Annotated in this window: 19 protein-coding genes; 8 read left to right on the top strand and 11 right to left on the bottom strand. The window is 68.2% G+C overall.

Features of this window, described 5'->3' with window-relative positions; genetic code table 11:
* The first annotated feature begins 195 nt into the window (after positions 1–195).
* The 3 genes from NUG21_RS09540 (at position 196) to NUG21_RS09530 (ending at position 4,593) form a co-directional block, all read left to right on the top strand.
* On the top strand, positions 196–828 hold the full coding sequence (locus tag NUG21_RS09540; RefSeq protein WP_160947814.1) for a TetR/AcrR family transcriptional regulator: 633 nt from the start codon (positions 196–198) through the stop codon (positions 826–828).
* A gap of 34 nt (positions 829–862) precedes the next feature.
* Positions 863–3,235 carry a 3-hydroxyacyl-CoA dehydrogenase/enoyl-CoA hydratase family protein gene (locus NUG21_RS09535; protein ID WP_263392908.1) on the top strand — a complete coding sequence of 791 codons (2,373 nt, stop codon included), beginning with the start codon at positions 863–865 and terminating at the stop codon, positions 3,233–3,235.
* Between the two features lie 152 nt (positions 3,236–3,387).
* A complete protein-coding gene (locus tag NUG21_RS09530; protein WP_019798701.1) occupies positions 3,388–4,593 on the top strand; it encodes an acetyl-CoA C-acyltransferase in 1,206 nt (401 codons plus the stop codon).
* A 272-nt stretch (positions 4,594–4,865) separates the two neighbouring features.
* On the opposite strand, the gene galU is transcribed toward NUG21_RS09530, so the two are convergent.
* The 8 genes from galU to cmk form a co-directional block, all read right to left on the bottom strand.
* Positions 4,866–5,747, bottom strand: a complete 882-nt coding sequence (gene galU / locus NUG21_RS09525; protein ID WP_160947817.1) for a UTP--glucose-1-phosphate uridylyltransferase GalU — start codon at positions 5,745–5,747, stop codon at positions 4,866–4,868.
* Positions 5,747–7,657, bottom strand: coding sequence for a polysaccharide biosynthesis protein (locus NUG21_RS09520; protein ID WP_242083215.1), 1,911 nt, complete (start codon positions 7,655–7,657; stop codon positions 5,747–5,749). The genes galU and NUG21_RS09520 overlap by 1 nt, the downstream gene beginning before the upstream one ends.
* Entirely contained in the window at positions 7,657–8,646 is a 990-nt protein-coding gene (locus NUG21_RS09515) for an MraY family glycosyltransferase (protein ID WP_263392907.1), read from the bottom strand. The genes NUG21_RS09520 and NUG21_RS09515 overlap by 1 nt, the downstream gene beginning before the upstream one ends.
* Positions 8,646–9,824 carry a lipopolysaccharide assembly protein LapB gene (gene lapB, locus NUG21_RS09510; RefSeq protein WP_160947820.1) on the bottom strand — a complete coding sequence of 393 codons (1,179 nt, stop codon included), beginning with the start codon at positions 9,822–9,824 and terminating at the stop codon, positions 8,646–8,648. Before lapB ends, NUG21_RS09515 begins: the two co-directional genes overlap by 1 nt.
* A gap of 6 nt (positions 9,825–9,830) precedes the next feature.
* Positions 9,831–10,130 (bottom strand): LapA family protein, encoded by a 300-nt coding sequence (locus tag NUG21_RS09505; RefSeq protein WP_010342891.1) that lies wholly within the window; start codon positions 10,128–10,130, stop codon positions 9,831–9,833.
* 73 nt (positions 10,131–10,203) lie between these two features.
* A complete protein-coding gene (locus NUG21_RS09500; RefSeq protein WP_010342890.1) occupies positions 10,204–10,509 on the bottom strand; it encodes an integration host factor subunit beta in 306 nt (101 codons plus the stop codon).
* A gap of 80 nt (positions 10,510–10,589) precedes the next feature.
* The gene (gene rpsA / locus NUG21_RS09495; RefSeq protein WP_010342889.1) at positions 10,590–12,269 is read right to left on the bottom strand and encodes a 30S ribosomal protein S1; all 1,680 of its coding nucleotides are present in this window, start codon (positions 12,267–12,269) and stop codon (positions 10,590–10,592) included.
* 229 nt (positions 12,270–12,498) lie between these two features.
* Positions 12,499–13,170, bottom strand: a complete 672-nt coding sequence (gene cmk / locus NUG21_RS09490) for a (d)CMP kinase (RefSeq protein ID WP_160947821.1) — start codon at positions 13,168–13,170, stop codon at positions 12,499–12,501.
* Positions 13,171–13,342: 172 nt separating this feature from the next.
* On the opposite strand from cmk, the gene ykgO reads away from it, so the two are divergent.
* From ykgO to NUG21_RS09465, 5 genes are all read left to right on the top strand, one after another.
* On the top strand, positions 13,343–13,468 hold the full coding sequence (gene ykgO / locus NUG21_RS09485) for a type B 50S ribosomal protein L36 (RefSeq protein ID WP_010342887.1): 126 nt from the start codon (positions 13,343–13,345) through the stop codon (positions 13,466–13,468).
* 127 nt (positions 13,469–13,595) lie between these two features.
* Positions 13,596–13,925: a hypothetical protein gene (locus tag NUG21_RS09480; RefSeq protein WP_017913727.1), complete on the top strand. Its 330-nt coding sequence runs from the start codon at positions 13,596–13,598 to the stop codon at positions 13,923–13,925.
* A 119-nt stretch (positions 13,926–14,044) separates the two neighbouring features.
* Positions 14,045–15,082: an agmatine deiminase family protein gene (locus NUG21_RS09475; RefSeq protein WP_263392906.1), complete on the top strand. Its 1,038-nt coding sequence runs from the start codon at positions 14,045–14,047 to the stop codon at positions 15,080–15,082.
* 140 nt (positions 15,083–15,222) lie between these two features.
* Positions 15,223–16,107: a carbon-nitrogen hydrolase gene (locus NUG21_RS09470; protein ID WP_242083209.1), complete on the top strand. Its 885-nt coding sequence runs from the start codon at positions 15,223–15,225 to the stop codon at positions 16,105–16,107.
* 157 nt (positions 16,108–16,264) lie between these two features.
* Positions 16,265–17,545 carry a TraB/GumN family protein gene (locus NUG21_RS09465; protein WP_242083207.1) on the top strand — a complete coding sequence of 427 codons (1,281 nt, stop codon included), beginning with the start codon at positions 16,265–16,267 and terminating at the stop codon, positions 17,543–17,545.
* Positions 17,546–17,639: 94 nt separating this feature from the next.
* On the opposite strand, the gene NUG21_RS09460 is transcribed toward NUG21_RS09465, so the two are convergent.
* Genes NUG21_RS09460 through NUG21_RS09450 form a run of 3 tightly spaced genes read right to left on the bottom strand, consistent with a single transcriptional unit; the run spans position 17,640 to position 25,335 of the window.
* Positions 17,640–20,717, bottom strand: coding sequence for an efflux RND transporter permease subunit (locus NUG21_RS09460; RefSeq protein ID WP_263392905.1), 3,078 nt, complete (start codon positions 20,715–20,717; stop codon positions 17,640–17,642).
* Positions 20,714–24,217: an efflux RND transporter permease subunit gene (locus NUG21_RS09455; RefSeq protein WP_263392904.1), complete on the bottom strand. Its 3,504-nt coding sequence runs from the start codon at positions 24,215–24,217 to the stop codon at positions 20,714–20,716. Before NUG21_RS09455 ends, NUG21_RS09460 begins: the two co-directional genes overlap by 4 nt.
* The gene (locus NUG21_RS09450) at positions 24,217–25,335 is read right to left on the bottom strand and encodes an efflux RND transporter periplasmic adaptor subunit (protein WP_263392903.1); all 1,119 of its coding nucleotides are present in this window, start codon (positions 25,333–25,335) and stop codon (positions 24,217–24,219) included. Before NUG21_RS09450 ends, NUG21_RS09455 begins: the two co-directional genes overlap by 1 nt.
* Between the last annotated feature and the right edge of the window lie 80 nt (positions 25,336–25,415).

The following is a 25,415-nucleotide window of genomic DNA, read 5'->3' as shown; positions in this document are numbered from 1 at the left end:
GGGCCACTGAAGGCCCGAGGTTAACATGAAAAAAACCCGCGTCAAAACGCGGGCTTAGCCAGAATTGCGATGGACAATTCTATCCAATCGGCGCCGGCTTTGCACGGCCAGGCTGAATCGTGCTGCACAGCAGCATGACGCCACTGCCGGCCAGGCCTAGACTCAAACAATCGTTTGATTGATTCTGGCGGCCGCATGGCAAAGCAAGCGCACTTCTCGACCAAGGACCGCATCCTCAGCGCGGCCGAGGACCTGTTCGCGCAGCACGGCTTTTCCGGCACCTCGCTGCGCCAGGTCACCAGCCAGGCCGACGTCAACATCGCTGCGGTCAACTACCACTTCGGGTCCAAGGAAAACCTGGTCAACGAGGTGTTCCGGCGGCGCATGGACGAAATGACCGCCGCGCGCATGGCGCAGTTGGAGGCCGCACAGCGGCAACATCCCGGCCAGCTCGGCCCGGTGCTGGCCGCCTTCGTCGAGCCGGCCCTGGCCATGGCCCAGGAGCGGCAGAGCGGCGGCGCCTTCGTGCGGGTGATCGCCCGCGCCTACGCCGAGAACAACGACAGCCTGCGCCAGTTCCTGTCCGACCACTACGGCCACGTGTTGCGCGAGTTCGGCAAGGCCATTGCCGCCTGCGTTCCAGGACTGAGCAAGCAGGAGCTGTACTGGCGCCTGGATTTCCTGGCCGGCGCCCTGACCTACGCCATGGCCGACTTCGGCCTGATCAAGCGCCCCGCCGGCGTCAGCGAGAGCGCGCATCGCGCCCACGCCGCCCGCGAACTCATCCGTTTCGCCGAAGCCGGCTTCCTCGCCCACTCGGCTCCCTGATCCCGCAAACGTTGACCCACAGAGGCTGATCGCTATGTCCAATCCCCTGCTAGTCCGCCGTGCCGCCGTCCTGGGCGCGGGCGTGATGGGCGCGCAGATCGCTGCGCACCTGACCAACGCCGGCGTCGACACCGTGCTGTTCGATCTTCCCGCCAAGGAAGGCCCCGCCGATGGCGTGGTGCTCAAGGCGATCGCCAACCTGACCAAGCTCAGCCCGGCGCCGCTGGCCAGCACCGCGCTGGCCGAGGCCATCACCCCGGCCAACTACGACTCCGGCCTGGAGCAGCTGCGCGGCTGCGACCTGATCATCGAAGCCATCGCCGAGCGCATGGACTGGAAACAGGACCTGTACAAGAAGATCGCGCCGTTCGTGGCCGACCACGCGGTGCTGGCCTCCAACACCTCCGGCCTGGGCATCAACGCCCTGTCCGACGTGCTGCCGGAGCAGCTGCGCCACCGCTTCTGCGGCGTGCACTTCTTCAACCCGCCGCGCTACATGCACCTGGCCGAGCTGATCCCGGCCAAGCACACCGAGCCGGCGGTGCTGGAAGGCCTGGAGAGCTTCCTGGTCACCACCCTGGGCAAGGGCGTGGTCTACGCCAAGGACACCCCGAACTTCATCGGCAACCGCATCGGCGTGTTCTCGATCCTGTCCACCATCCACCACACCGAGCAGTTCGGCCTGGGCTTCGACGAGGTCGACGGCCTCACCGGCCCGCTGGTCGGCCGTCCGAAGTCGGCCACCTACCGCACCTCCGACGTGGTCGGCCTGGACACCATGGCCCACGTGATCAAGACCATGGGCGACACCCTGCCGAACGATCCGTGGCATGCCTTCTTCAAGGCGCCGAAGTGGCTGGAGGCGCTGATCGGCAAGGGCGCGCTGGGCCAGAAGACCGGCGCCGGCATCTTCCGCAAGGTCGGTAAGGACATCGTGGTGCTGGACCTGCAGAAGCAGGACTACCGCCCTGCCGACCGCGCCGCGGCGCCGGACGTGGTCGAGATCCTGAAGATCAAGAACCCGGCCGAGAAGTTCGCCAAGCTGCGCGAGAGCCAGCATCCGCAGGCGCAGTTCCTGTGGGCGACCTTCCGCGACCTGTTCCACTACAGCGCCTACCACCTGGCCGACATCGCCGAGACCGCGCGCGACGTGGACCTGGCGATCCGCTGGGGTTACGGCTGGGCGCTGGGTCCGTTCGAGACCTGGCAGGCCGCCGGCTGGAAGCAGGTCGCGCAGTGGATCGCCGACGACATCGCCGCCGGCAAGAGCATGAGCAGCGCGCCGCTGCCGAACTGGGTGTTCGACGGCCGCGACGGCGTGCACGCCGCCGAAGGCTCGTACAGCCCGGCGCGCGACGCCAAGCTGCCGCGCTCGGCGCTGCCGGTGTACAAGCGCCAGCGCTTCCCCGATCCGCTGCTGGGCGAGAAGTTCGCGCAGGGCGAGACCGTGTTCGAGAACGACGGTCTGCGCATGTGGCACGACGGCGACGACATCGCCGTGGTCAGCTTCAAGACCAAGATGAACACCGTGTCCGACCAGGTGCTCGATGGTCTGCAGGAAGCGGTCGGCCGCGCCGAGAAGGACTTCAAGGGCCTGGTGCTGTGGCAGCACAAGGAACCCTTCTCGGCCGGTGCCGACCTGGCCGGCGCGCTGGGCCTGCTGCAGGCCGGCAAGGTCGATGCGTTCGAGGCGATGGTGGCCAACTTCCAGGCCACCAGCCAACGCATCAAGTATTCGCTGGTGCCGGTGGTCGCGGCGGTGCGCGGGCTGGCGCTGGGCGGCGGCTGCGAGTTCCAGATGCACAGCGCCAAGACCGTGGCCGCGCTGGAGAGCTACATCGGCCTGGTCGAGGCCGGCGTGGGCCTGCTGCCGGCCGGCGGCGGCCTCAAGGAGATCGCGGTGCGCGCGGCGCAGGCCGCGGGTCCGGGCGGCGATGTGTTCGCCGAACTGAAGAAGACCTTCGAGACCGTGGCGATGGCCAAGGTCTCCACCTCGGCGGTCAACGCCAAGGAGCTGGGCCTGCTGCGCGGCACCGACAAGGTGGTGTTCAACAGCTACGAATCGCTGTACATCGCCAAGGCCGAGGCGCGTGCCCTGGCCGAGGGCGGCTACCGCCCGCCGCTGCCGGCGCGACGCATCCAGGTCGCCGGCGACGTCGGCATCGCCACCTTCAAGATGCTGCTGGTCAACATGCTGGAAGGCCGCTTCATCAGCGAGTATGACTACGAGATCGCCACCCGCATCGCCACCGTGGTCTGCGGCGGCGAGGTCGATCGCGGCGCATTGGTGGACGAGGAATGGCTGCTCAAGCTCGAGCGCAAGCACTTCGTCGAACTGGCCCAGCAGGAAAAGACCCAGGCGCGCATCGGGCACATGCTCAAGACGGGTAAGCCGCTTAGGAACTGAGAATCGGGAATGGGGAATCGGGAATGGAAACGCATTCCCGGCTCCTCCTTCTCCCCCTAATTTTCTGCCGGAAGTAGGACTGCCGCAGATCGCGCGAATCGCTTCACGATTCCCGACTCTCCATTCCCTATTCCCGGCTTTCGGAGAAAGCCATGAGCAAACAGATCCAGGAAGCCTACATCGTCGCCGCCACCCGTACCCCGGTCGGCAAGGCGCCCAAGGGCATGTTCCGCAATACCCGTCCCGACGACATGCTGGCGCACGTGCTGCGCGCGGTAGTCGCGCAGGCGCCGGGCATCGATACCTCGCGCATCGACGACGCGATCATCGGCTGTGCGATGCCCGAGGGCGAGCAAGGCATGAACGTGGCGCGCATCGGCGTGCTGCTGGCCGGCCTGCCGAACTCGGTGGCCGGGCAGACCATCAACCGCTTCTGCTCCTCGGGCATCCAGGCGGTGGCGCTGGCTGCCGACCAGATCCGCCTGGGCAACGCCGACCTGATGCTGGCCGGCGGCACCGAATCGATGTCGATGGTGCCGATGATGGGCAACAAGGTGGCGCTGTCGCCGAGCGTGTTCGCCGACGACCATGTCGCCATCGCCTACGGCATGGGCATCACCGCCGAGAAGGTGGCCGAGGAATGGAAGGTGTCGCGCGAGGACCAGGACGCCTTCGCCCTCGCCTCGCACCAGAAGGCCATCGCCGCGATCGCCGCCGGCGAGTTCCGCGACGAGATCAGCCCCTACGAGATCGTTTCGCACCAGCCCGACCTGGCCGGCAACGTCATCGCGCTGCGCAAGAAGCTGGTCGACACCGACGAAGGCCCGCGCCCGGACAGCTCGATCGAAGGCCTGGCCAAGCTGCGCCCGGTATTCCGCAACGGCCAGTTCGGCGGCAGCGTCACCGCCGGCAACTCCTCGCAGATGAGCGACGGCGCCGGTGCGGTGCTGCTGGCCTCCGAGCAGGCGATCAAGGACTACGGGCTGACCCCGCTGGCCCGCTTCGTCAGCTTCTCGGTCGCCGGCGTGCGTCCGGAAGTGATGGGCATCGGCCCGATCGAGGCGATTCCGAAGGCGCTCAAGCAGGCCGGCCTGCGCAAGGACCAGCTGGACTGGATCGAGCTCAACGAAGCCTTCGCCGCGCAGTCGCTGGCGGTGATCCGCGACAGCGGCCTGGATCCGTCCAAGGTCAACCCGCTGGGCGGCGCCATCGCCCTGGGCCATCCGCTGGGCGCCACCGGCGCGATCCGCACCGCCACCCTGGTGCACGGCCTGCGTCGGCACAAGCAGAAGTACGGCATGGTCACCATGTGCATCGGCACCGGCATGGGCGCCGCGGGCATCATCGAGGCGCTGTAAGCGGGCGGCACCCTCCCCTCATCCGGCCCTCCTGCGGGCCACCCGATGGGAGAAGGGAGCAGCACATAGCCCCTCTCCCACCGGGAGAGGGGTTGGGGTGAGGGTCCGGCATCAAGCATTGCTGTACAGACCCGCGCGCACACAAAAAAGGCAGCCTGACGGCTGCCTTTTCTGTTTGTCACCTGAGTCGACTCATCTGGATCGACATCGACTCAATTGATTGGGGATCCTTTGGCCAGCACGCCGCCCTGCAGCGACGCGCCCTGCCAGGCTCACTCCTCGGCGAGCATCTGAGTCAGCTTCTCGCGCGCGGGCTTGGCCAGCTTCTTGTTCTCCAGCGCGAAGCGGATGGTCGCCTCGACCAGGCCCAGGTGGGTGCCGCAATCGAAACGGGTGCCCTCGAAGCGATAGGCGTCGACTTCGTCGGTCTTCAGCAGCGCGGCGATGGCGTCGGTCAGCTGGATCTCGCCGCCGGCACCGGTGCCGGTGCTTTCCAGCAGGTCGAAGATCTTCGAGCTGAGCACGTAGCGCCCCACCACCGCCAGATCGCTCGGCGCGTCTTCCGGCTTGGGCTTCTCGACGATCTGCGCGATGCGGCCCTTGCGGCCGTCGAAGGCCTCGGTGGCGACAATGCCGTAGCTGGCAGTGTTCTCGTGCGGCACGTCTTCCACCGCGATCACGCTGGCGCCGCTGCGCTCGTTGAGATCGGCCATCTGCTTCAGCGCGCCGTCGCCACGGTTCCAGATCAGGTCGTCCGGCAGCAACACCGCGAACGGCTCGTCGCCGATCACCGACTTGGCGCACAGCACCGCATGGCCCAGGCCCAATGCTTCGGCCTGGGTCACGAAGATCGCGCGCACGCCCTCCGGCAGCACATGGCGGATCATCTCCAGCTGTTCGCGCTTGCCCGCGCGCTCCAGCTTCTGCTCCAGCTCGTAGGCCTTGTCGAAATAATCCGCGACCGCGTGCTTGTAGCGGTTGGTGACGAAGATCAGGGTGTCGCAACCGGCCTCGATCGCCTCGTCCACGGCGTACTGGATCAACGGCCGATCGATGATCGGCAGCATTTCCTTGGGAACGGTCTTGGTGGCGGGAAGGAAGCGGGTGCCCAAACCTGCCACCGGGAATACTGCCTTGCGGATTCTCTTGCTCATCAGAGCCTTCTGGCCTCGCGTGCGGGGAATGGAACGATGGTAGCGGAGCCGTCGTGATCGTCGTGCTGACGCAAGGGCGCGAACTCCGGCATGGTCATGCGCAGCACCTTCTCGATGGTCTCGCTGTCGTAGTCGGCCACGGCGGCACGCAACTGCTGCACGCCGCGCAGCACGTCCTCGCGCGAGAAACTGCGCACGCCCGCTTCCAGAATCTTCGGATGCGAGGTCGGCCGATAGTTCTCGTCGGCGTAGAACAGCGTCTCGTGCAGCTTCTCGCCCGGCCGCAGGCCGGTGTAGACGATGGCGATGTCGCGTCCGGGCTGCTTGCCCGCCAGGCGAATCATCTGCTCGGCCAGCAGGCGGATCGGCACCGGCTCGCCCATGTCCAGGGTGTAGATGGCGCCATGCGACGCGGACGCCGCGGCCTGCACGATCAGCTGGCTGGCCTCGGGAATGGTCATGAAGTAGCGCGTCACCTGCGGATCGGTGACGGTCACCGGGCCGCCCTGGCGGATCTGCTCGCGGAACAGCGGCACCACGCTGCCGGCCGAATCCAGCACGTTGCCGAAGCGCACCGTCACGAAGCGCGTACTCACCGCCTGGTCGTCCAGCGACTGGCACACCATCTCGGCGTAGCGCTTGGACGCACCGAGCAGGTTGACCGGATTGACCGCCTTGTCGGTGGAAATGAACACGAAGGTCGAGACCTTGGCCGCGACGCAGGCGCGCGCCACGTTCTCGGTGGCCAGCACGTTGTTGCGCACCGCCTCGCGGCATTGCTGCTCCAGCAGCGGCACCTGCTTGTAGGCCGCGGCGTGGAATACGGCATCCGGCTCGGCCACGCGCATGGCATGGCGGATCACCGCCGGATCGCCGCAGTCGCCGAGCACGCAGTCGATCTCCAGATCGGGGAAGGTACGGCGCAGGTCGGCATGGATCGTGATCAGCGCCAGTTCGTTGATCTCCAGCAGCACGATCTTGCGCGCGCCATGACGCGCGCACTGCCGGCACAGTTCCGAGCCGATCGAGCCGCCGGCGCCGGTGACCAGCACGGTCCGCCCGGACAGCCAGCCCTTGATCAGCTTCCAGTCCGGGGTCACCGGCTTGCGCCCCAGCAGGTCCTCGATCGCGACCTCCTTGAGCTCGCCCGGCAGGTAGTGGCCTTCGAGCACGTCGAGCAGGCGCGGCACGGTGCGGAACGGCAGGCCGGTGCTTTCGCAGATCGCCACCACGCGCTGCATGCCGGCCGCGTCCAGCGACGGGATCGCGATGACCAGCAGCTTGGCCGCGGTCTCCTTGGCGATCGCGCCGGCTTCGTCGATGCGGCCCAGGATCGGCAGACCCTGCAGCTTGGCGCCGTGCAGATGGCCGGCATCGTCAACGAAGCCCACGGGCTGATAGGCGCCGGACCGGCGCAGGTCGCGCACCAGCGCCTCGGCCGCACGGCCGGCGCCGACGATCAGCACGCGCCGCGCGCTATCGTCCGAGTGCGCGATCTGATAATCCTTCCAGGCGCGGTACAGCAGGCGCGGCGCGCCCAGCAGCGCCGACAGCGCGAACGGGTACACCATCAGCACCGACAGCGGGATCGCATCGAAACGGCTGTAGGCCAGCCCCAGGACGATCGCCACCAGGCCATAGAAACTGGCCTTGAAGATGTTCAGCAGGTCGGGAACGCTGGCGAAGCGCCACAGGCCGCGGTACAGGCCAACCTTCCAGAACACCAGGCCCTGCGCCGCCAACACGATCGCGGTGTTGAGGTTCCACAACGGCAGCGGGTGCTCGCCGGGGAGCATGGTGTAACGCGCAGCGTGCAGTAGTTGCCAGCAGACCCAGACGATGGCCAGATCGTGGATGACCACGGAGGCCTTGGGAAACAATTCGGTGACTCGGTCGCGCGTGGAAAGCATCAGTAATCCGTAAGAGTTCGGCGCATCCGGTTGCGCAAAGCCAGCCAAAGCACACCTGCCGAACAGAACCAGGCGATCGTCAGACCGGCCTGCGTACCCGCATCCAGCGGTCTGCCCAACCGCGCAATTGTAATCGCGACAATGCTAAACAAACCGTAGGCGAGCGTGACGACAGCATGGCTACTGCCGGTGTGTACCCAACGCTGATAGAAATGTTGCGCGTGCGGTTGCCACCAGCGTTCACCGGCGAGCATGCGCGAGGCGAGCGTGAAGCCGGCGTCGATGGCGAAGGCCGACAGCGGCAATGCTGGCAGCCATGGCGCCTGCTCGCCGGCGACGATGCACCAGGCGAACAGCGCGGCGATCAGGTAGCCAAGCGCGCCGCTGCCGACATCGCCGAGGAAAATGCGGGCACGGGGATAGTTGAACGGCAGAAATCCCGCGCAGGCCACCAGCAGGACCCAGCATGGCCATCGCAGCGGCGCCGGCAGCAGGCAGGCAAATCCGACGGCGGCGAGCATCGCCTGGCTGCTGGCCAGGCCATTGATGCCGTCCATGAAATTCCAGATATTGATCAACGAGACTGTCGCCAACCACGCCAGCGCGACCATCCACAGCGGCTGGTTCGTTTTGTAGACAAGTGCAGCCAGCAGGGTCGCCGCCACCGCGTGCACCAGCAATCGCAGCCCCGCCGACAGCGAGCGGTGGTCGTCCCACCAGCCGACGCCGGCAACCAGGAGCAGGCCCGCGGCGAAGGTGGCGATCCCGGCGCCCTGATGCGGCCATTGCAGCGCGGTCCAGCCGCAGGCCAGCAGCACTGCCGCCACGATCGCCACGCCACCGCCGCGCGGTGTCGCCACGGTGTGGCTGCGCCGCTCGCCGGGCGCGTCCATCAACTTGCGTTTGAGCGCGTACCGGCGCGACAGCCAGGTGCCGGCCGCGCTGAACACCCCGAGCGCCAAGAGCAGCGCGGCTCCTGCGATGGGCATTACACCACCGCGTAGTTGAGCAGCGGCTTGACCGTGCCCCACTCCTTGCAGCTGGGGCATTGCCAGTGGTGGGTGCGCGCGCCGAAGCCGCAGCGGGTGCAGCGGTAGCTGGGATTGCGCACCAGCAACTGGTCGGTGATGTGCTTGAGATCCTGCAGGGTCGCGGTGGAATCGGCGCCCTCGGCCAGGGTCAGGTCGATCAGCGCCGACTCGCCGCGCACCGACGGCCGGTCCTTGAGCTGCCGGCCCAGGTAGGAGCGCGCGGCGGAAATGCCTTCCTGCGACTCCATCAGGCGGGTCAGCGCCAGCACCGGGGCGATGCCGCGGTAGTGCTCGGTCATTTCCGAGAGAAACGCGCGCGCGCCGCTGAGATCGTTGCCGCGGCGGTAGCAGTCCATCAGCGCCGGCATGATCTCCGGCAGGTAGTCCGGGTCATGACGCGCGGCGCGCTCGAAGGCGCGGATGGCGGCCTCGTCGTTGCCGTCGTCGACGTCGATGCGCCCTTCCAGGATGCCGGCGCGCACCGACTTGGCGTCGGCCTGGTAGGCGCGCGCGATCGCCGCCCGCGCCAGGTCGTTCTTGCCCGAGGCGCGATAGCGGTCGGCCAGTTCGCATTCGAACTGAGCGATCAGCTTGCCCATCGGCTCGCCGGTCACCTCTTCGTAGCGGGTGGCGTTGTCGATGGCCTTTTCCCAGTCGCGCTCGGCCTGGTAGATGCCGATCAGGTGCTTGAGCGCCTGCGGGGCGCGCTGGTCGATCTGCGCCAGTTCGGTGAACACGGTTTCGGCGCGGTCCAGCAGCCCCGACTTCATGTAGTCCTCGCCCAGCGCCAGCAAGGCCTGCACGCGCTGCGCATCGCTCAGGTCGCCGCGCTGGACCAGGCCCTGGTGCAGGCGGATGGCGCGGTCGACCTCACCGCGGCGGCGGAACAGGTGGCCGAGCGCGACCTGGGTCTCGAAGGTTTCCTTGTCCAGTTCGGCGATGTGCAGGAACAGCTCGATCGCCTTGTCCGGCTGCTCGTTGAGCAGATAGTTGAGGCCGCGGAAATAGGTGCTGGAGAGCCGGCTGACCTGGGTATCGCCATGGCGCTGGCCGCCACGGCGGCCGATCACCCAGCCGCTCAGCGCCGCCAGCGGCAGGAACAGGAAGAACCAGAACCACTCGGTCAGAAAGTCCATCGAAGATCAGCGTCCGTCCAAGGGCTGGTGGGCATGGGGAGAGACCGGCGCGACGGCCGGCGCAGCGGCGTTCGCGGCCTTGTTGGCGCGACGCAGCTTGGCATACAGGGGGATCACCAGGGCCGCCAGGACCAGCGAGGCGCCGATCAACACGCCCGCGAACAGCGACACGATGATGGCGATGCCGGAGGTGGTGGCGATGCTGGAGAACACGAAGTTGATCTGGATCGGCTGCGAATTGAGCGACCCGATGACCAGGCCGGCCAACAGCAACACCAGCAGGATCAGCAGTCGTGCAATCTTCATGAGCAACTCCAGCGTCGGGAGACACTAGATTAGCCGAACAGGCGTGGATTCCGGCAAGCGCCGGACGCCGGGCTCAAGGCGTGTCGGATTCGACCGGGACGACGCCGCTCACGCGCTCGCGCAGCTCCTTGCCGGGCTTGAAATGCGGCACGTGCTTGCCGGGAAGCGCAACGGACTCGCCGGTCTTGGGATTGCGTCCCAGGCGCGGCGGTCGGTAATGCAGGGAAAAGCTGCCGAAGCCGCGGATCTCGATGCGATCGCCGCCGGACAGGGCGCCGCCCATCATTTCCAACAACGACTTCACCGCCAGATCGACGTCGTCCGACTTCAGATGCGCCTGCTTGCGCGCCAGGATTTCGATCAGCTCGGATTTGGTCATTTACGGATGCGTGCAGTGGGGTCGCAACCTGGCACGGCCCGGGAACACCGGGCCGTGCCAGTAACGCTGCGTGTGGCGGATTACTCGGACTTGTTGCCGTTCAGCTGCGCGCGCAGCAGCGCACCCAGCTGGGTGGTGCCGCCCGACGCGGACTGGTATTCCTCCAGCACTTCGCGCATTTCGGCATCGTCCTTGGCCTTGATCGACAGCTGCAGGGTGCGGCCCTTGCGGTCCATGCCCACGAACTTGGCTTCGATCTTGTCGCCGACCTTCAGGTGCTGGCTGGCGTCGTCGACACGCTCGTTGGCGATGTCGCGCGCGGCGACGTAGCCTTCGATGCCGTCGGCCAGGTCGATGGTGGCGCCCTTGGCGTCCACTTCACGCACTACGCCCTCGACCTTCGAGCCCTTCGGGTTGGCGGCCATGTACTGGCCGAACGGATCCTGCTCCAGCTGCTTGACGCCCAGGCTGATGCGCTCGCGCTCCGGGTCCACTGCCAGCACCACGGCTTCCAGCGTGTCGCCCTTCTTGAAGTTGCGCACGATGTCTTCGCCGGTGGTGTTCCAGCTGATGTCGGACAGGTGCACCAGGCCGTCGATGCCGCCGTCCAGGCCGATGAAGATGCCGAAGTCGGTGATCGACTTGATCTGGCCGGACACCTTGTCGTTCTTCTTGTGGGTGGCCGCGAAGGTCTCCCACGGATTGGCGGCGACCTGCTTCATGCCCAGCGAGATGCGGCGACGCTCTTCGTCCACGTCCAGCACCATCACTTCGACTTCGTCGCCGACCTGCACGACCTTGGACGGGTTGACGTTCTTGTTGGTCCAGTCCATCTCGGACACGTGCACCAGGCCTTCCACGCCCGGCTCGATCTCGACGAACGCGCCGTAATCGGTGACGTTGGAGACCTTGCCGAACACGCGGCTGTTGGCCGGGTAGCGACGCGCGATGTTGTCCCACGGATCCTCGCCCAGCTGCTTCAGGCCGAGGCTGACGCGGTTACGCTCGCGATCGAACTTCAGCACGCGCACGTCCAGCTCGTCGCCGACGTTGACCACTTCGGACGGATGGCGCACGCGCTTCCAGGCCATGTCGGTGATGTGCAGCAGGCCGTCGATGCCGCCCAGGTCCACGAACGCGCCGTAGTCGGTCAGGTTCTTGACCACGCCCTTCAGGATCGCGCCTTCCTGCAGCTTGTCCATCAGCTGCTCGCGCTCTTCCGAGTGCTCGCTCTCGACCACCGCACGACGCGAGACCACCACGTTGTTGCGCTTGCGGTCCAGCTTGATCAGCTTGAACTCCAGTTCCTTGCCTTCCAGGTAGGCCGGGTCGCGCACCGGGCGCACATCCACCAGCGAACCGGGCAGGAACGCGCGGACATCCTTGATGTCCACGGTGAAACCACCCTTGACCTTGCCGCTGATGCGGCCGGTGATGGTCTCGTTCTTCTCCAACGCTTCTTCCAGCTCGTCCCACACCATGGCGCGCTTGGCCTTCTCGCGCGACAGCACGGTCTCGCCGAAGCCGTTCTCGAGCGAGTCGAGCGCGACCTTGACCAGGTCGCCTTCGGCGACGTCGATTTCGCCAGCGTCGTTACGGAACTGCTCGATCGGCACGATGCCTTCGGACTTCAGGCCGGCGTTGATCACCACCACGTCGCCGCGGACTTCCACGACGGTACCGGTGACGATGGCGCCGGGCTTCAGCTTGGCCAGGTTGGCTTGGCTGGCTTCGAACAGTTCGGCAAAAGATTCGGTCATTTGAAATTACTCTAGTGGACACACGGACAGGGCGTTTTCTTCTGGAAAACAGCGACTGCCCACCTGGTTAGTCGGCCCGAACAGCGGCCGGGTGTGGAATGGAAAAACCGCAGCGCGGAATGCGCAGCGGAGCCTTTGGAACGATCGATGGAACATGCATGTTGCGGGTGTTGCGAGGAACCGGTGGCTCCATGACGGCGCCACCCTGCTGCCCTGCCCTGCGCGCCGCTCAGAGCGGCAGCAACTGCAGGACGCGGCCCACCACCTGGTCGATGTCCATCCCGGTGGTATCGAGGAGGACGGCATCGTCTGCCGGCCTCAGCGGGGCCACCGCGCGTTGGGCATCGCGTGCGTCGCGGGCCATGATCTCGCGCAGCAGGTCGTCGAATATAACCGAAACCCCTTTTTCCTTCAACTGCTTATGCCGGCGCTGGGCACGCTCCTCGGCACTGGCGGTCAGGAACACCTTGTAGGGGGCGTCCGGGAAAATCACCGTCCCCATGTCGCGGCCATCGGCGACCAGCCCCGGCGGGGTGCGAAAGGCCCGCTGGCGCTGCTTCAGCGCCGCGCGCACCTCGGGAATGGCGGCGATCGCCGAGGCGACCGCGCCGGTGGTCTCCAGGCGCAATTCGTCGGTGGCGTCGGCACCGTTGATGCGGACCCGCAGGCCGCCGCCGGCGACCTCGTCGAAGTCCACCCGGGTATCGAAGGTGCAGCGCACCAGGGCGGCGGCATCGGAAATGTCCAGATTGGCCCAGCTGGCCGCGACCCCGACCGCCCGGTACAGCGCCCCCGAATCCAGGTAATGCCAGCCCAGGCGGGCGGCGACGATGCGGCTGACGGTCCCCTTGCCGGCGCCGGAAGGGCCATCGATGGTCAGGACGGGAGCGGGCTCGTTCATGCGGTTCCTCGGACGGGGGGCGGCGCATTGTAGCGCCGACGCCGGCCCTGCTGGCGCAAGCAGTTGAAACCATGAAGAAAACCAGGCTACAATCGCCGGCTTACTGATCCCGCGCCATGGTTTCGGCCGTGCCGCCCTCCTTCGAATCCACAAGTTTACGCCGAGGTGTGCCATGAAAGTCCTGTCCTCCCTGAAGTCGGCGAAGGCCCGTCACCGCGACTGCAAGGTGGTCCGCCGCCGCGGCAAGGTCTTCGTGATCTGCAAGTCCAACCCCCGTTTCAAGGCGCGTCAGCGCTGATCCGACCCGGCCTGCCCTGCCGCGCCGCGCGCAGCGGTGGCCGGTCGTCAACGAAAGCCGCCTTCGGGCGGTTTTTTGTTGCCGAAGTTTGCTGTAATCGGCGTTCGTCCTCTGGGGAGTACACGTGATGAAGCATCGTCTGTCCGTCCTGCCGCTGCTGGCCGTGTTGGGCCTGGCCGGCGGCGCCCACGCCGAGACCCTGCTGGTCGATCGGGTCAAGGAGGAACCTGCGGCGGCGCTGCCGACGCGCGGCCTGAGCATGGCCCAGGTGCAGGCGCGCTACGGCGCCCCGCAGCAGAAGCTGGAGCCGCGCGGCGGCCAGAAGCGGCAGTGGCCGACCATCAACCGCTGGGTCTATCCGGCCTTCACCGTGTACTTCGAGAAGCAGAAGGTGGTGGACGTGGTCGCCAACAAGGCCGACGCCAACGAGATCGGCCCGAAGCCGGCGATCCGTTGAGACGGGTCGCACGCAAGCGCCCGGTGTAGGCGAATCCGTCGCAAGAGCCCGCACATCCCTGTGCGGGGACGTAAATAACAGCTGGGCTTCGGCCTGGCAGCACGTGAGCAGTGGTCGCAATGTCTGATCGTCTTCGCCTTCCCGCGGAATGGGAGCCCCAGTCCGCCATCCTGATCGCCTGGCCGCATGCCGGCACCGACTGGGCCGAGCGCCTGGCCGAGGTCGAGGAAACCTACATCGCCCTGGTCGCGGCGATCGTGCGCTTCCAGCGGGTGCTGATCTGCGTGGCCGATGCCGACCTGCAGATCTATGCCGAGGCGCGGCTGCGCTCGGCGCGGGTGGACATGCAGCGGGTGCGCTTCGTCGAGGCCGAGTACGACGACACCTGGCTGCGCGACTCCGGCCCGATCACCCTGACGCGCGCCGGCGGCGGCTTCCAGCTGCTGGATTTCCGCTTCACCGGCTGGGGCGGCAAGTTTCAGGCCAGCCGTGACGACCAGTTGGTGGGCGTGTTGGCCGACCAAGCGCTGTTCGCCGACAGCGACGTACGCCGCATCGATTTCGCCCTGGAAGGCGGCGCCATCGACTGCGACGGCGCCGGCACCCTGCTGACCACCTGGCAGTGCCTGCACGAGCGGCATCCGCAGCGCAGCCGCGAATCGCTCGGCCACGACCTGGCCGACTGGCTGGCGCAGCAGCGCGTGCTGTGGCTGGATCACGGTTACCTGGAAGGCGACGACACCGATGCGCACATCGACACCCTGGCCCGCTTCGCCGGCACCGACGCGATCGTCTACCAGGCCTGCGACGACGCCGGCGATTCGCACTACGCCGAGCTGCAGGCGATGGGCGCCGAACTGGCCGCATTGCGTACCGCCGACGGCGCGCCCTATCGGCTGTTCCCGCTGCCGTGGGCGCAGCCGGTCATCGATGAGGGCCGGCGCCTGGCCGCCTCCTACGCCAATTTCCTGATCGTCAACGGTGCGGTGCTGATGCCGGCCTACGGCGACGCGGCCGATGCGCAGGCGCAGGCGGTGATGGCGCAGGCCTTCCCGCAGCACGAGATCGTGCCGATCCCCTGCCGCGCGCTGATCTGGCAGAACGGCAGCCTGCACTGCATCACCATGCAGCTGCCGGCCGGACTGCTGGCGGACTGAGCCGCGCCTGCGCCGCACGCCGGCGCAGCACCGACCCCACCCGTGCCGCCGCCACGCGCGGCGCGGGATTCATCTCCCCGGAACCTGCCGCGCGGCCATCCGCGCTACCATGCCGGTTTACCGCGAACCTTGATTCCGCAATGAGCCGAAACACTCTTTCCGTCGCGCTGATCCAGGAGCGCAACCACGGCGACGCCGCGGCGAACCTGGCAGCGATCGAATCGCGTGTGGCCGAGGCCGCCGCGCAGGGCGCGCAGCTGGTGCTGCTGCAGGAACTGCACAACGGCGCGTACTTCTGCCAGCACGAGTCGGTGGACGAATTCGACCTGGCCGAGCCGATTCCCGGCCCCAGCACCGAGCGCCTGGGCGCCCTGGCCAAGCGCCATGGCGTGGTCCTGGTCGGCTCGCTGTTCGAGCGCCGCGCCGCCGGGCTGTACCACAACACCGCGGTGGTGTTCGAAAAGGACGGCAGCCTGCTGGGCAAGTACCGCAAGATGCACATCCCCGACGATCCGGGCTTCTACGAGAAGTTCTACTTCACCCCGGGCGATCTGGGCTTCACCCCGATCCAGACCTCGGTCGGCCGCCTCGGCGTGCTGGTGTGCTGGGACCAGTGGTACCCGGAAGCGGCGCGGCTGATGGCGCTGGCCGGTGCCGAACTGCTGCTGTATCCCACCGCGATCGGCTGGGACCCCAACGACGAACAGGCCGAGCAGGAACGCCAGCGCGACGCCTGGATCCTCAGCCATCGCGGCCATGCGGTGGCCAACGGCGTGCCGGTGCTGAGCTGCAACCGGGTCGGCCACGAGCCCTCGCCGCTGGGCGCGTCGGGCATCCAGTTCTGGGGCAACAGCCACGTGCTCGGCCCGCAGGGCGAGTTCATCGCCCAGGCCGGCGCCGAGCCGACCGTGCTGGTGTGCGACGTGGACCTGCAGCGCAGCGAGCACGTGCGGCGGATCTGGCCGTTCCTGCGCGACCGCCGCATCGATGCCTACGGCGACCTGCTGAAGCGCTACATCGATTGAGCCGCCGCGCCGTGCCGGGTCTGTGCGTGTGCTGCGCCGCTCCCCGCGGCGCAGCGCGACCCGGCCGCAGGCGCCCATGCCCGTCGCGGCCGTGCCCTCACACCCCCATGCCCGCTGAGCCCCGGCGCTGCCGAGGCGCCTTCCGATGAGTGATGGAATGAACGAACTTTCCCAGGCCGACGGCGACGACGCGCTGTTCGACGGCCAGCCGTACCGCATCGTCGAACGCGACGGCGTCCGCTACACCCTGCTCGGCACTGCGCACGTGTCCCTGGCCAGCGTTGCCGCCGTGGAACGGGCGATCGGCAGCGGCCGCTTCGATGCGGTGGCGGTGGAACTGGATCCGCAACGCCTGCAGGCGCTGACCGATCCGGACGCGCTGACCAAGCTGGACCTGGTGCAGGTGATCCGCAAGGGCCGCGTGGCCCTGTTCGCCGCCAACCTGGCGCTGGCCGCCTACCAGCGGCGCCTGGCCGAGCAACTGGGCATCGAGCCCGGCGCCGAGCTCAAGCGCGCAGTGCTGCTGGCGCGCGAACGGCAGTTGCCGGTGTACCTGATCGACCGCGAAGTCGGCCTGACCTTCAAGCGCGCCTCCAGCCGGCTCGGCTTCTTCGGCAAGCTGAAGCTGGCCAGCGGCCTGCTCGGCGGCCTGTTCGCCTCCGACGAGGTCGGCGAGGCGGAGATCGAGAAGCTCAAGCAGGGCGACATGCTCGAGGCCAGCTTCGGCGACTTCGCCAGCGAGAGCCCGGCGCTGTACGAAACCATCATCGCCGAACGCGACCGCTACATGGCGACGCGCCTGCGCGAGGAACAGGCGCAGCAGCGCGCGCTGCCGCTGCCCGACAACGCCGAGCCGCTGGACGGTGCCACGGGCGCCGGCGTGCGCGAGGTGCTGGCGGTGGTCGGCGCCGGCCACTTGGCCGGCCTGGTGCGACACCTGCAGGGCGACCAGGACGACCCGGCGACGCTGCGCAAGGCGCTGGAAGACGTGCCGACCAAGAAGAAGGTGCCGTGGATCACCCTGACCCTGACCGCGCTGGTGCTGGGCGGCGTGGCCTGGGGCTACTGGCATGGCGGCTTCGCGCTGGGTACCGACCTGCTGTTGCAGTGGGTGCTGTTCACCGGTGGCCTGGCCGGGCTGGGCTGCATCCTGGCCGGCGGCCATCCGCTGAGCGTGATCGCCGGCGCCATCGCCGCGCCGCTGAAGCCGTTCCGCCCCGGCGTACCGGCCGGTGCGTTCAGCGCCCTGGTCGAAGTGCACATGCGCAAGCCGGCCTATGGCGACTTCCTGGCGCTGCGCGACGACGCGCAGAACCTGCGCGGCTGGTACCGCAACCGCGTCTCGCGGGTGGTGCTGACCTTCCTGCTGACCAACCTGGGCAGCATGCTCGGCGTGTGGCTGGCCGGCTTCCGCATCTTCGGCAAGCTGGCGGGTTGAACAGCCGAAGGCATTGACCTCGTAGGAGCGGCTTCAGCCGCGGCGGGCCTTCCCTGAGACGCCTGTCGCGGCTGAAGCCGCTCCTACGAAACGCTCATGCGGCTTGCGGTGCGGCGATACCACGCGCGCGCCGCACCAACCCCGCCACGCCATTGCTGAGATCGTCGAGGATCGCGTAGATGGTCGGCAGGAACAGCAGGCTGACCACGGTCGAGAACGCCAGGCCGCCGGCAATCGCACGCGCCATCGGGTAGTAGGCCGGACCGTCGCCGAACATCTGCGTGGTGGTCAACGAGATCGGCACCATCGCCAGGATCGCCGTGCCCATGGTCATCATGATCGGCCGCAGGCGCTCGCGCGAGCCTTCGATCAATGCCTCGGTACGGCCCAGGCCGCGCCGGCGCAGATTGTTGATGTGCTCGATCATCACGATGCCGTTGTTCACCACCACGCCCATCAACACCAGGATGCCGATGAAGGCCATGATCCCGAAGCTGGTGCCGGTGATCCAGAACAGCCAGAACACACCGAACACCGAGAACAGCACGCCGCTCATGATCGCCGCCGGGAACAGCAGCGATTCGAACACTGCGGCCATCACCACGTAGATCATCAGCAGCGCGATCAACAGGTTGAACAGCATCTGCTTGCTGGCCTGGTCGTCGTCCTGACCTTCCACGCCGTCGAAGCTGTAGCGGTAGCCGACCGGGAAGCTGACCGCCTTGAGCGTGTCCTCGATCGCCTTCTTGGCTTCCGGCGCGGTCACCTTGGCGCCGAGGTTGGCGGTGATGGTCAGTGTGGTCTGCCGGTTGGTCCGGGCGATCTGAGTGGCGGCCGCGCGCGGCTGCGCATCGACCAGGCTCAGCAGCGGCACGCTGCGCCCGTCCTGGGTGCGCACGTTGAAGCTGTCCAGATCCTCCGGCGTGGTCTGCTCGGCACCGGCGAAGCGCACCCACACCGGTACTTCGTTGTCGCCGTGGCGGAACTCGCGCAGCGACGCGCCACGCAGCGCCAGGCCGACGAAGCTGGCGACCTGCTCGGCGCTGAAGCCGAACGCGGCGGCGCGCTCGCGGTCCACCCGCACCGCCAGCTCGGTGCTACGGTCGCCGCTGTCCACGCGCACGTCGCGCAGTTCCTTGCGCCGCGCCAGCACCGGCACCACGTCGTCGGCGAGCGCGCGCAGCGCCTCGGTGGAATCGCCGACCAGTTGCACCTGCACGGTCTGCCCGCCGCCGTTGCCGCCATCGCCACCGTTGCTGTTGCCGACGTGGAAATCCACCCGCGCCGAGCGCGGCAGTTCCTTGCGGATGCGTTCCATCAGCGCCGGCAGGTCGCGGACCTGCTTCAGGTCCACCGTCAGCGTGGTGCTGCTGCCTTCCTCCTCGCTGAACCAGGAATACACCTGGGTCACGTGGTACTGCGCGCGCCGCGCATCGATGAAGCGCTCGAGCCGGGTCACTTCCTCGGCCATCTGCTCGCGCGTGTAGGCGCCCTTCCACTGGTAGCCGATGAAGACCTGCTCGCCGCCGTCGCCGCCGAACATGTCCTTCTTGGTCTGCATCATCGGGATCACGCTCAGCGCGCTGATCAGCACGATCGCGCAGACGCTCCAGCCGCGGTGCGCCAGCGACCACGCCAGCACCCGCGCGTAGCGGCGCTGCAGGCGCGGGATCAGCCCGCGCGGGGAATGCACCAGCGCCGGAGTACGCATGCGCGCCGACAGCATCGGGATCAGGCTCACCGCCACCAGCCACGACGCCAGCAACGACACCGAGATGGTGATGGCGATCTGCGACATGAAGATGCTGATGTTGTTGGTCTCGCCGAACAGGTTCGGCACGAACACGATGCAATGGCACAGGGTGCCGGCCGACAGCGCGATGGCGACGTTGCGGGTGCCGACGATGGAGGCGCGCTGCGGCTGGTCAGGCATGCGTTCGCGCTCCTGGTAGATGCTCTCCACCACCACCACGGCGTTGTCCACCAGCATGCCTACCGCCAGCAGCAGGCCCATCATGGTCAGGATGTTGAGGGTGACCCCGGCGAAGTACATGAAGCCCAGGGTGATGGCGAAGCAGATCGGGATCGCCAGGGTCACCATCAGCGTCGACGGCCAATGCCGCAGGAAGAAGAACAGCACCGTCACCGACAGCAGCAGGCCGACCGCACCGGCCTCGGCCAGCTCCGCCAGCGACGAGGTCACCGCCTTGCCCTGGTTGTCGATGACCTTGACCTGCACGTCGCTCAGCGCCGGCTGCTTGCGGATCTGCTCGACCTCGGCCAGCACCGCGCGCGACACCTCCACCAGGTTGGCGCTGCGCTCCTTGAACACGTCCAGGCCCACCGCCGGGCGCCCGTCCAGGCGTCGGCCGTAGCTCATCCGGGTCGGTTTCAGCCGCACCTGCGCGATGTCGCCCAGGCGCAGGCCCTTGGCGTCGATGACCAGGTCGCGCAGCTCCTGCAGGTCGCGCAGTTCACCGACCGGCTGCACCCGCAGGCGCTGGCCGTTGTCGTCGATCTGCCCGGCCGACAGCGAGAAGTTGAGCTTGCCCAGGCGCTCGCTGAGCTGGTTGAGGCTGAGGTTGTGCGCGCTGAGCCGGTCCGGGGCGATGGCGATCTCGACTTCGTTCGGCGGCGCGCCCGACACCTCGACCTTGGCCACCCCGGGAATGCGCTCCAGGCGGCGCTTGAACTCGCGGTCGAGCATGTCGTACGCGCCGGTCAGGTCGGCCGCGCCGGCCAGCCGCACCTTCAGCACGGGCTGGTCGCTGCTGGACCACTTGAACACGTTGTAGCGCCGCAGGTCCGCCGGCAGGTCGGCGCGGATCGCGTCGATGCGCTCGCGCGCGTCGGAGGCGGCGATGGCGATGTCGCGGTCCCAGTCGGAGAACTCGATGAAGATGTTGGCGCCATCGGCGGTGGCGGTCGAACGCATGCGCTTGATCCCGGTCATCGTCGCCAGCGCTTCCTCGGTCGGCCGCACCAGGTTGCGCTCGACCTCGTCCGGGGTCGAGCCGGTATACGGCAACTGCACGAACAGGAACGGCGCGGAGATGTCCGGCAAGGCCTCCAGCGGCAGGCGGAAGGCGGCGATCAGCCCGACCACCACCAGCGACACGAAGCACATGATGGTGGTGACCGGACGGCGGATGCTGAACTCGGCGACGCTCATGCCGGTGCGCCCTCGCCGTCCTGCAGGCGCTGCTCGCCGTGCTCGCGTTGCCGCGCGCGCCGCCCGCGCTCGGCGTAGTACGCATCGGCGCGGCGATCCAGGCGGTCGTAGACCACCGGGATCACCAGCAGGGTCAGCAGCGTGGACACCAGCAGCCCGCCGATCACGGTGATCGCCATCGGCGCGCGCACCTCGGCGCCCTCGCCGCTGGCGATCGCCAACGGCAGGAAGCCGAACAGCGTGCACAGCGTGGTCATCACGATCGGCCGCAGCCGCGAGCGCGCGCCTTCGATCAAGGCCGCGCGCTTGGCCACACCCTCCTCGCGCAACTGGTTGACCTTGTCGATCAGGATGATCGCGTTCTTGGTCACCAGGCCTACCAGCAGGATCAGGCCGATGAACACCACCACCGACACCGGCTTGCCCGTCAGCAGCAGCGCCAGCACCGCGCCGACCAGCGCCAGCGGGATGGTGAACAGGATGACGAAGGGATGCAGCAGCGACTCGAACTGCGAGGCCATCACCAGGTACACCAGGAACACCGCCAGGCCGAACGCGAACAGCAGCGAGCGCGCCGACTGCGCCAGTTCCTCGCCCTGGCCGCCGATGTGCATGCCGACACCGGCGCCGAGCGGATCGCGCGCCACCATCTCGCCCACTTCGCGCACCGCGCCGCCCAGGTCGATGTCGCGCAGGTTGGCCGAGACGATCGCCACGCGGATCTGGTCGGCGCGGTGGATCTCGCTGGGGCCGGTGGTGGCGACCACGTCGGCGACCGCGTCCAGGGTCACCGGCCGGCTGCTGCCCGGATTGACGATCAACCGGCGGATGCTGTCGACGCTGGCGCGGTCGCTCTGCTGCGCGCGCACCAGCACGTCGATCTTGCGGTCGCGGAAGCTGTAGCGGGTGGCGACGTCGCCGCGCACCTTCTTCACCACCACGTCGGCGATCTGCCGGGTGGTCAGCCCCAGCGCCCCGGCGCGCTCCTGGTCGAAGCGGATCTGGATCTCGGGGAAGCCCTCCTCCACCGTGGACTTGACGTCGGCGAAGTGGCCGTTGCCGCGCAGCAGCGCCGCCAGCTTCTGCCCGGCGTGCTGGATCGTCTCCAGGTCCTGGCCGCGCAGTTCGATCTCCAGCGGCGTGGAGAAACTGAACAACTCGGGCCGACTGAAACCGACCTGCACGCCCGGATGGTTGCGCATCGTCGCGCGCATGCGCTCGCTTTGCTGCGCCTCGAACTGCGCGCTGCCGCCACCGGCCATGGCGATGGTCAGCTTGCCGATGTTCTCGCCGCTCTCGGTGGGGTTGGCGTCGAGCCGGGTGCCGCTGCCGCTGACCCCGTACAGCGCCTGCACGCCGGCATCCTTGCCGTGCAGCTCCTGCAGTTCGCGCACCAGCGCGTCGGTCTGCCGCAACGGCGTGCCGGCCGGCAGCTTCACGGTCATCTCGAAGCGGTCCTGCGCCAGTTGCGGGATCAGGTCGGCGCCCAGCAGTGGCGCCACCGCCAGGGTCGCGGCGAAGGCCAGCGCCGCCAGCCCCAGCACCCAGCCCGGACGCGCCAGCGCGCCCGGCAGCAGCCGCAGGTAGCCGCGCTCGGCCAGCGCGTACGGCGCCATCGCCAGGTCGCTGGCCTTGCGCATCACCGGCGCGACCACCGCCACCGCGCCGCGCCACAGCCGCACGCACAACCAGGCCACGCCGAAGAACAGGCCGCGCAGCGCCGCCCCGGTGCCGCGCCGGCTCCAGGCCAGCGGCGTCAGCCAGCCGCGCTGCGGCTGCCAGCGCGGTGCCGCCGGCTCCACCGGGAACGCCAGCGGCGCACGGCCTCTGAGCGAGCTGAGCATCGGGATCAGGGTCATCGACACCACCAGCGAGATCGCGATGGCGATCGCCACGGTCAGCGCCTGGTCGCGGAACAGTTGCCCGGCCACGCCTTCCACGAACACCAGCGGCAGGAAGACCGCGATCGTGGTCAGGGTCGAGGCGACCACGGCCATGCCGACCTCGCGGGTGCCGACGATCGCCGCATCGAGCACGCTCAGGCCGCGCTCGCGCGCCTTGGCGATGCTTTCCAGCACCACGATGGAGTCGTCCACCACCAGGCCGGTGGCCAGCGCCAGCCCGCCCAGCGACATCACGTTGAGGCTCAGCCCGAGCTGGCCCATGAAGAAGAAGGTGGTCACGATCGACACCGGCAGCGACAGGCCGATCACGAAGGTGCTCCAGCCGTCGCGCAGGAACAGGAAGATGATCAGGATCGCCAGCAGGCCGCCGATCACCGCATCCTTCTTGACGTCGCCGATGGCGTGCTCGATGAAGCGCGACTGGTCTTCCAGCGTGGTCAACTCGGCGTCGGCGGGAATCTGCGCCTGCAATTGCTCCAGGCGCTGGCGCAACGCCGCCGCGGTGGCCACGGTGTTGGCGTCGCCCTCCTTGTAGATGGCCAGTTCCACCGCTTCCTTGCCGCCCAGGCGGATGATCGCCTCGCGCTCCTTGTAGCCCTGCCGCACCTGCGCCACGTCCTTGAGCCGGATCGGCATGCCGCCAGCCACGCTGGTGGTGGTGCTGGACGTGGCGCTCTGCGCCGCCGACGCCGCCGCCAGCGCCGCTTCCGAGCCGGTGGAGGCGGCGATCGCGTACATCTGTTGCAGGGCCGCGTCGGCGGCGTTGCTGCCGGCACCCTGGGTGGTCAGCAACAGATTGCGGATCTCGTCCAGGTCGGCGAACTGATTGACCGTGCGCACCAGGTAGCGCTGCGTGCCCTGCTCCAGGCGCCCGCCGGAGAGATTGACGTTCTCGTCCTTGAGCCGCGCGATCACCGTGTCGATCGGCATGTTGAGCTGCGCCAGCCGCTGCTGGTCGATGTCGACCTGGATCTCGTCCTCCAGACCGCCACCGACCTTGACCGCGGCCACGCCCGCCACCGGCTCCAGCTTCTTCTTCAGGTCCTCGTCGGCGTAGCGGCGCAACTGGGTCAGCGCGCGCACCGCCTCGGCGTCGCTGTGCGCGGCGGTCTTGCTCGACAACACCAGGCGCATGATCGGCTGGGTGGAGGGATTGAAACGCAGCAGCACCGGCGCCTTGGCCTCCAGCGGCAGCGACAGCGCTTCCATCTTGTCGCGCACCTCCAGGCTGGCCTGGTCCATGTTGGTGCCCCAGGCGAACTCCAGCACCACGTCGCTCTGCCCGGTGCGCGAGACCGACTTGAGCTTGCGCAGGTTCTTGACCACGCCGACCGCTTCCTCCACCGGCTCGGTCACCAGCGTCTCGATCTCCGATGGGGCGGCGCCGGCGTATTCGGTACGCACGGTCAGGGTCGGATAGCTCAGGTCCGGCAGCAGGTTGACCTTGAGCCCGTGCAGCGCGATCGCGCCGAACAGCAGCATGGTCAGCGTGATCATCGCGATGGTCACGCGGCGGCGGGTGGCGAATTCGACCAGGCCGCCGCCGTGCGCAGCGGGCGCAGGCGGTGCGTGCGGGTCGGGACCGGCGCCGTGCATCAGCGCGCTCCGGCGGCGGTGGCGGGCGCAGCGTCGACGATCGCGCGCTGCGGCGCGATCACCTGCACGCGGCTGCCGTCGCGCAGCGCGACCTTGCCGGCGGTGACCACCTGGTCGCCGGCCTGCAGGCCCTGGCGGATCTCCACCCAAGGCCCTTCGGCATAGCCCAGCGTCACCGGCACCCGCGCGACCTTGCCGGCGACCACGCGGAACACCGCCGGCTCGCCATCGTCGAGCAGCGCCAGCCGCGGCACCACCAGCGCATCGGCGCGCTGGTCGTAATCGATGCGGATGCGCCCGAACATGCCCGGCTGCAGCGCCTGCGCGCCCTCGTCGAACGCGCACACCACGCGGAAGGTGCCGCTGCCGGCGTCCACCACCGGCGCGATGCGGTCGACCCGGCCGCGGAACTGCTTGCCCGGCAGCGCGTCGGCCAGCAGGGTCACCGGCTGCCCGGTCTTGAGCGTGGCCAGTTCGCGCTCGGGCACGTTGAGCGTGGCCTCCAGGCGCGAGTCGTCGACGATGCGGAAGATCGGCGTGTTGATCTGCACGAAGTTGCCGGTCTTGATCGAACGCGAGGCGATCACCCCGGAGATCGGCGCCACCACCGTCGCGTAGGACAGTTCCAGCGAGGCCAACTGGTGTTGCGCGCGCACGTTGGCGAGGTCGTACTTGATCTGGTCGACGTCGGCCGCGCTGACCAGTTGCTGGCCCACCAGCTGTTGCGAGCGGCGGTAGTTGTTCTCCAGCTTGCGCAGTTGCGCCTCGCTCTGCGCCAGCGCCAGCCGCGCGCGGTCCGGGTCCAGCCGCACCAGCGGCTGCCCGGCGCGCACCTGCTGGCCCTCCTCGGCCAACACCGCCAGGGCCACGCCGGAGGTCTTGGCGACCACCTGCGATTCGGCGCGTGCCTCCAGCGCCGCGGTGCCGCTGTAGCTTGCGGCCACCGCACGGCGGCTGGCCGCGGCCACTTCCACCGGCACCGCCTCCGGCGCCTTCTCGCTGTCGGCCGCCTTGGCCTTGGCCTCGGCGGCCGGCTTGCAGGCGCCGAGCAGCAGCGTGGTGGTGACCAGCAGCGCGGCAGCGCAAGTGGCAGTGCGGCGCGGAAGCGGTCGCGTCATCGTCGTATCCCCGGTGGATGGCGTAAATGGTGTTGTAGATAAGTAGATCACCAGTCGACACCGTGCCGAATGCCCCAAAG

The organism is Xanthomonas sp. CFBP 8445, assembly GCF_025666235.1.
GTDB classification, from domain to species: domain Bacteria; phylum Pseudomonadota; class Gammaproteobacteria; order Xanthomonadales; family Xanthomonadaceae; genus Xanthomonas_A; species Xanthomonas_A indica.
This window is presented reverse-complemented; position numbering and strand designations above follow the sequence as displayed.

Excerpts from the sequence above, each read along its gene's own strand:
- ykgO (WP_010342887.1), top strand. The coding sequence starts at position 13,343 with ATGAAAGTCCTGTCCTCCCTGAAGTCGGCGAAGGCCCGTCACCGCGAC.
- rpsA (WP_010342889.1), bottom strand. The coding sequence starts at position 12,269 with ATGACCGAATCTTTTGCCGAACTGTTCGAAGCCAGCCAAGCCAACCTG.
- NUG21_RS09475 (WP_263392906.1), top strand. The coding sequence starts at position 14,045 with ATGTCTGATCGTCTTCGCCTTCCCGCGGAATGGGAGCCCCAGTCCGCC.
- NUG21_RS09535 (WP_263392908.1), top strand. The coding sequence starts at position 863 with ATGTCCAATCCCCTGCTAGTCCGCCGTGCCGCCGTCCTGGGCGCGGGC.
- NUG21_RS09505 (WP_010342891.1), bottom strand. The coding sequence starts at position 10,130 with ATGAAGATTGCACGACTGCTGATCCTGCTGGTGTTGCTGTTGGCCGGC.
- lapB (WP_160947820.1), bottom strand. The coding sequence starts at position 9,824 with ATGGACTTTCTGACCGAGTGGTTCTGGTTCTTCCTGTTCCTGCCGCTG.
- NUG21_RS09520 (WP_242083215.1), bottom strand. The coding sequence starts at position 7,657 with ATGCTTTCCACGCGCGACCGAGTCACCGAATTGTTTCCCAAGGCCTCC.
- galU (WP_160947817.1), bottom strand. The coding sequence starts at position 5,747 with ATGAGCAAGAGAATCCGCAAGGCAGTATTCCCGGTGGCAGGTTTGGGC.
- NUG21_RS09465 (WP_242083207.1), top strand. The coding sequence starts at position 16,265 with ATGAACGAACTTTCCCAGGCCGACGGCGACGACGCGCTGTTCGACGGC.
- NUG21_RS09470 (WP_242083209.1), top strand. The coding sequence starts at position 15,223 with ATGAGCCGAAACACTCTTTCCGTCGCGCTGATCCAGGAGCGCAACCAC.
- NUG21_RS09515 (WP_263392907.1), bottom strand. The coding sequence starts at position 8,646 with ATGCCCATCGCAGGAGCCGCGCTGCTCTTGGCGCTCGGGGTGTTCAGC.
- cmk (WP_160947821.1), bottom strand. The coding sequence starts at position 13,170 with ATGAACGAGCCCGCTCCCGTCCTGACCATCGATGGCCCTTCCGGCGCC.
- NUG21_RS09460 (WP_263392905.1), bottom strand. The coding sequence starts at position 20,717 with ATGAGCGTCGCCGAGTTCAGCATCCGCCGTCCGGTCACCACCATCATG.
- NUG21_RS09455 (WP_263392904.1), bottom strand. The coding sequence starts at position 24,217 with ATGCACGGCGCCGGTCCCGACCCGCACGCACCGCCTGCGCCCGCTGCG.
- NUG21_RS09530 (WP_019798701.1), top strand. The coding sequence starts at position 3,388 with ATGAGCAAACAGATCCAGGAAGCCTACATCGTCGCCGCCACCCGTACC.
- NUG21_RS09450 (WP_263392903.1), bottom strand. The coding sequence starts at position 25,335 with ATGACGCGACCGCTTCCGCGCCGCACTGCCACTTGCGCTGCCGCGCTG.
- NUG21_RS09540 (WP_160947814.1), top strand. The coding sequence starts at position 196 with ATGGCAAAGCAAGCGCACTTCTCGACCAAGGACCGCATCCTCAGCGCG.
- NUG21_RS09500 (WP_010342890.1), bottom strand. The coding sequence starts at position 10,509 with ATGACCAAATCCGAGCTGATCGAAATCCTGGCGCGCAAGCAGGCGCAT.
- NUG21_RS09480 (WP_017913727.1), top strand. The coding sequence starts at position 13,596 with ATGAAGCATCGTCTGTCCGTCCTGCCGCTGCTGGCCGTGTTGGGCCTG.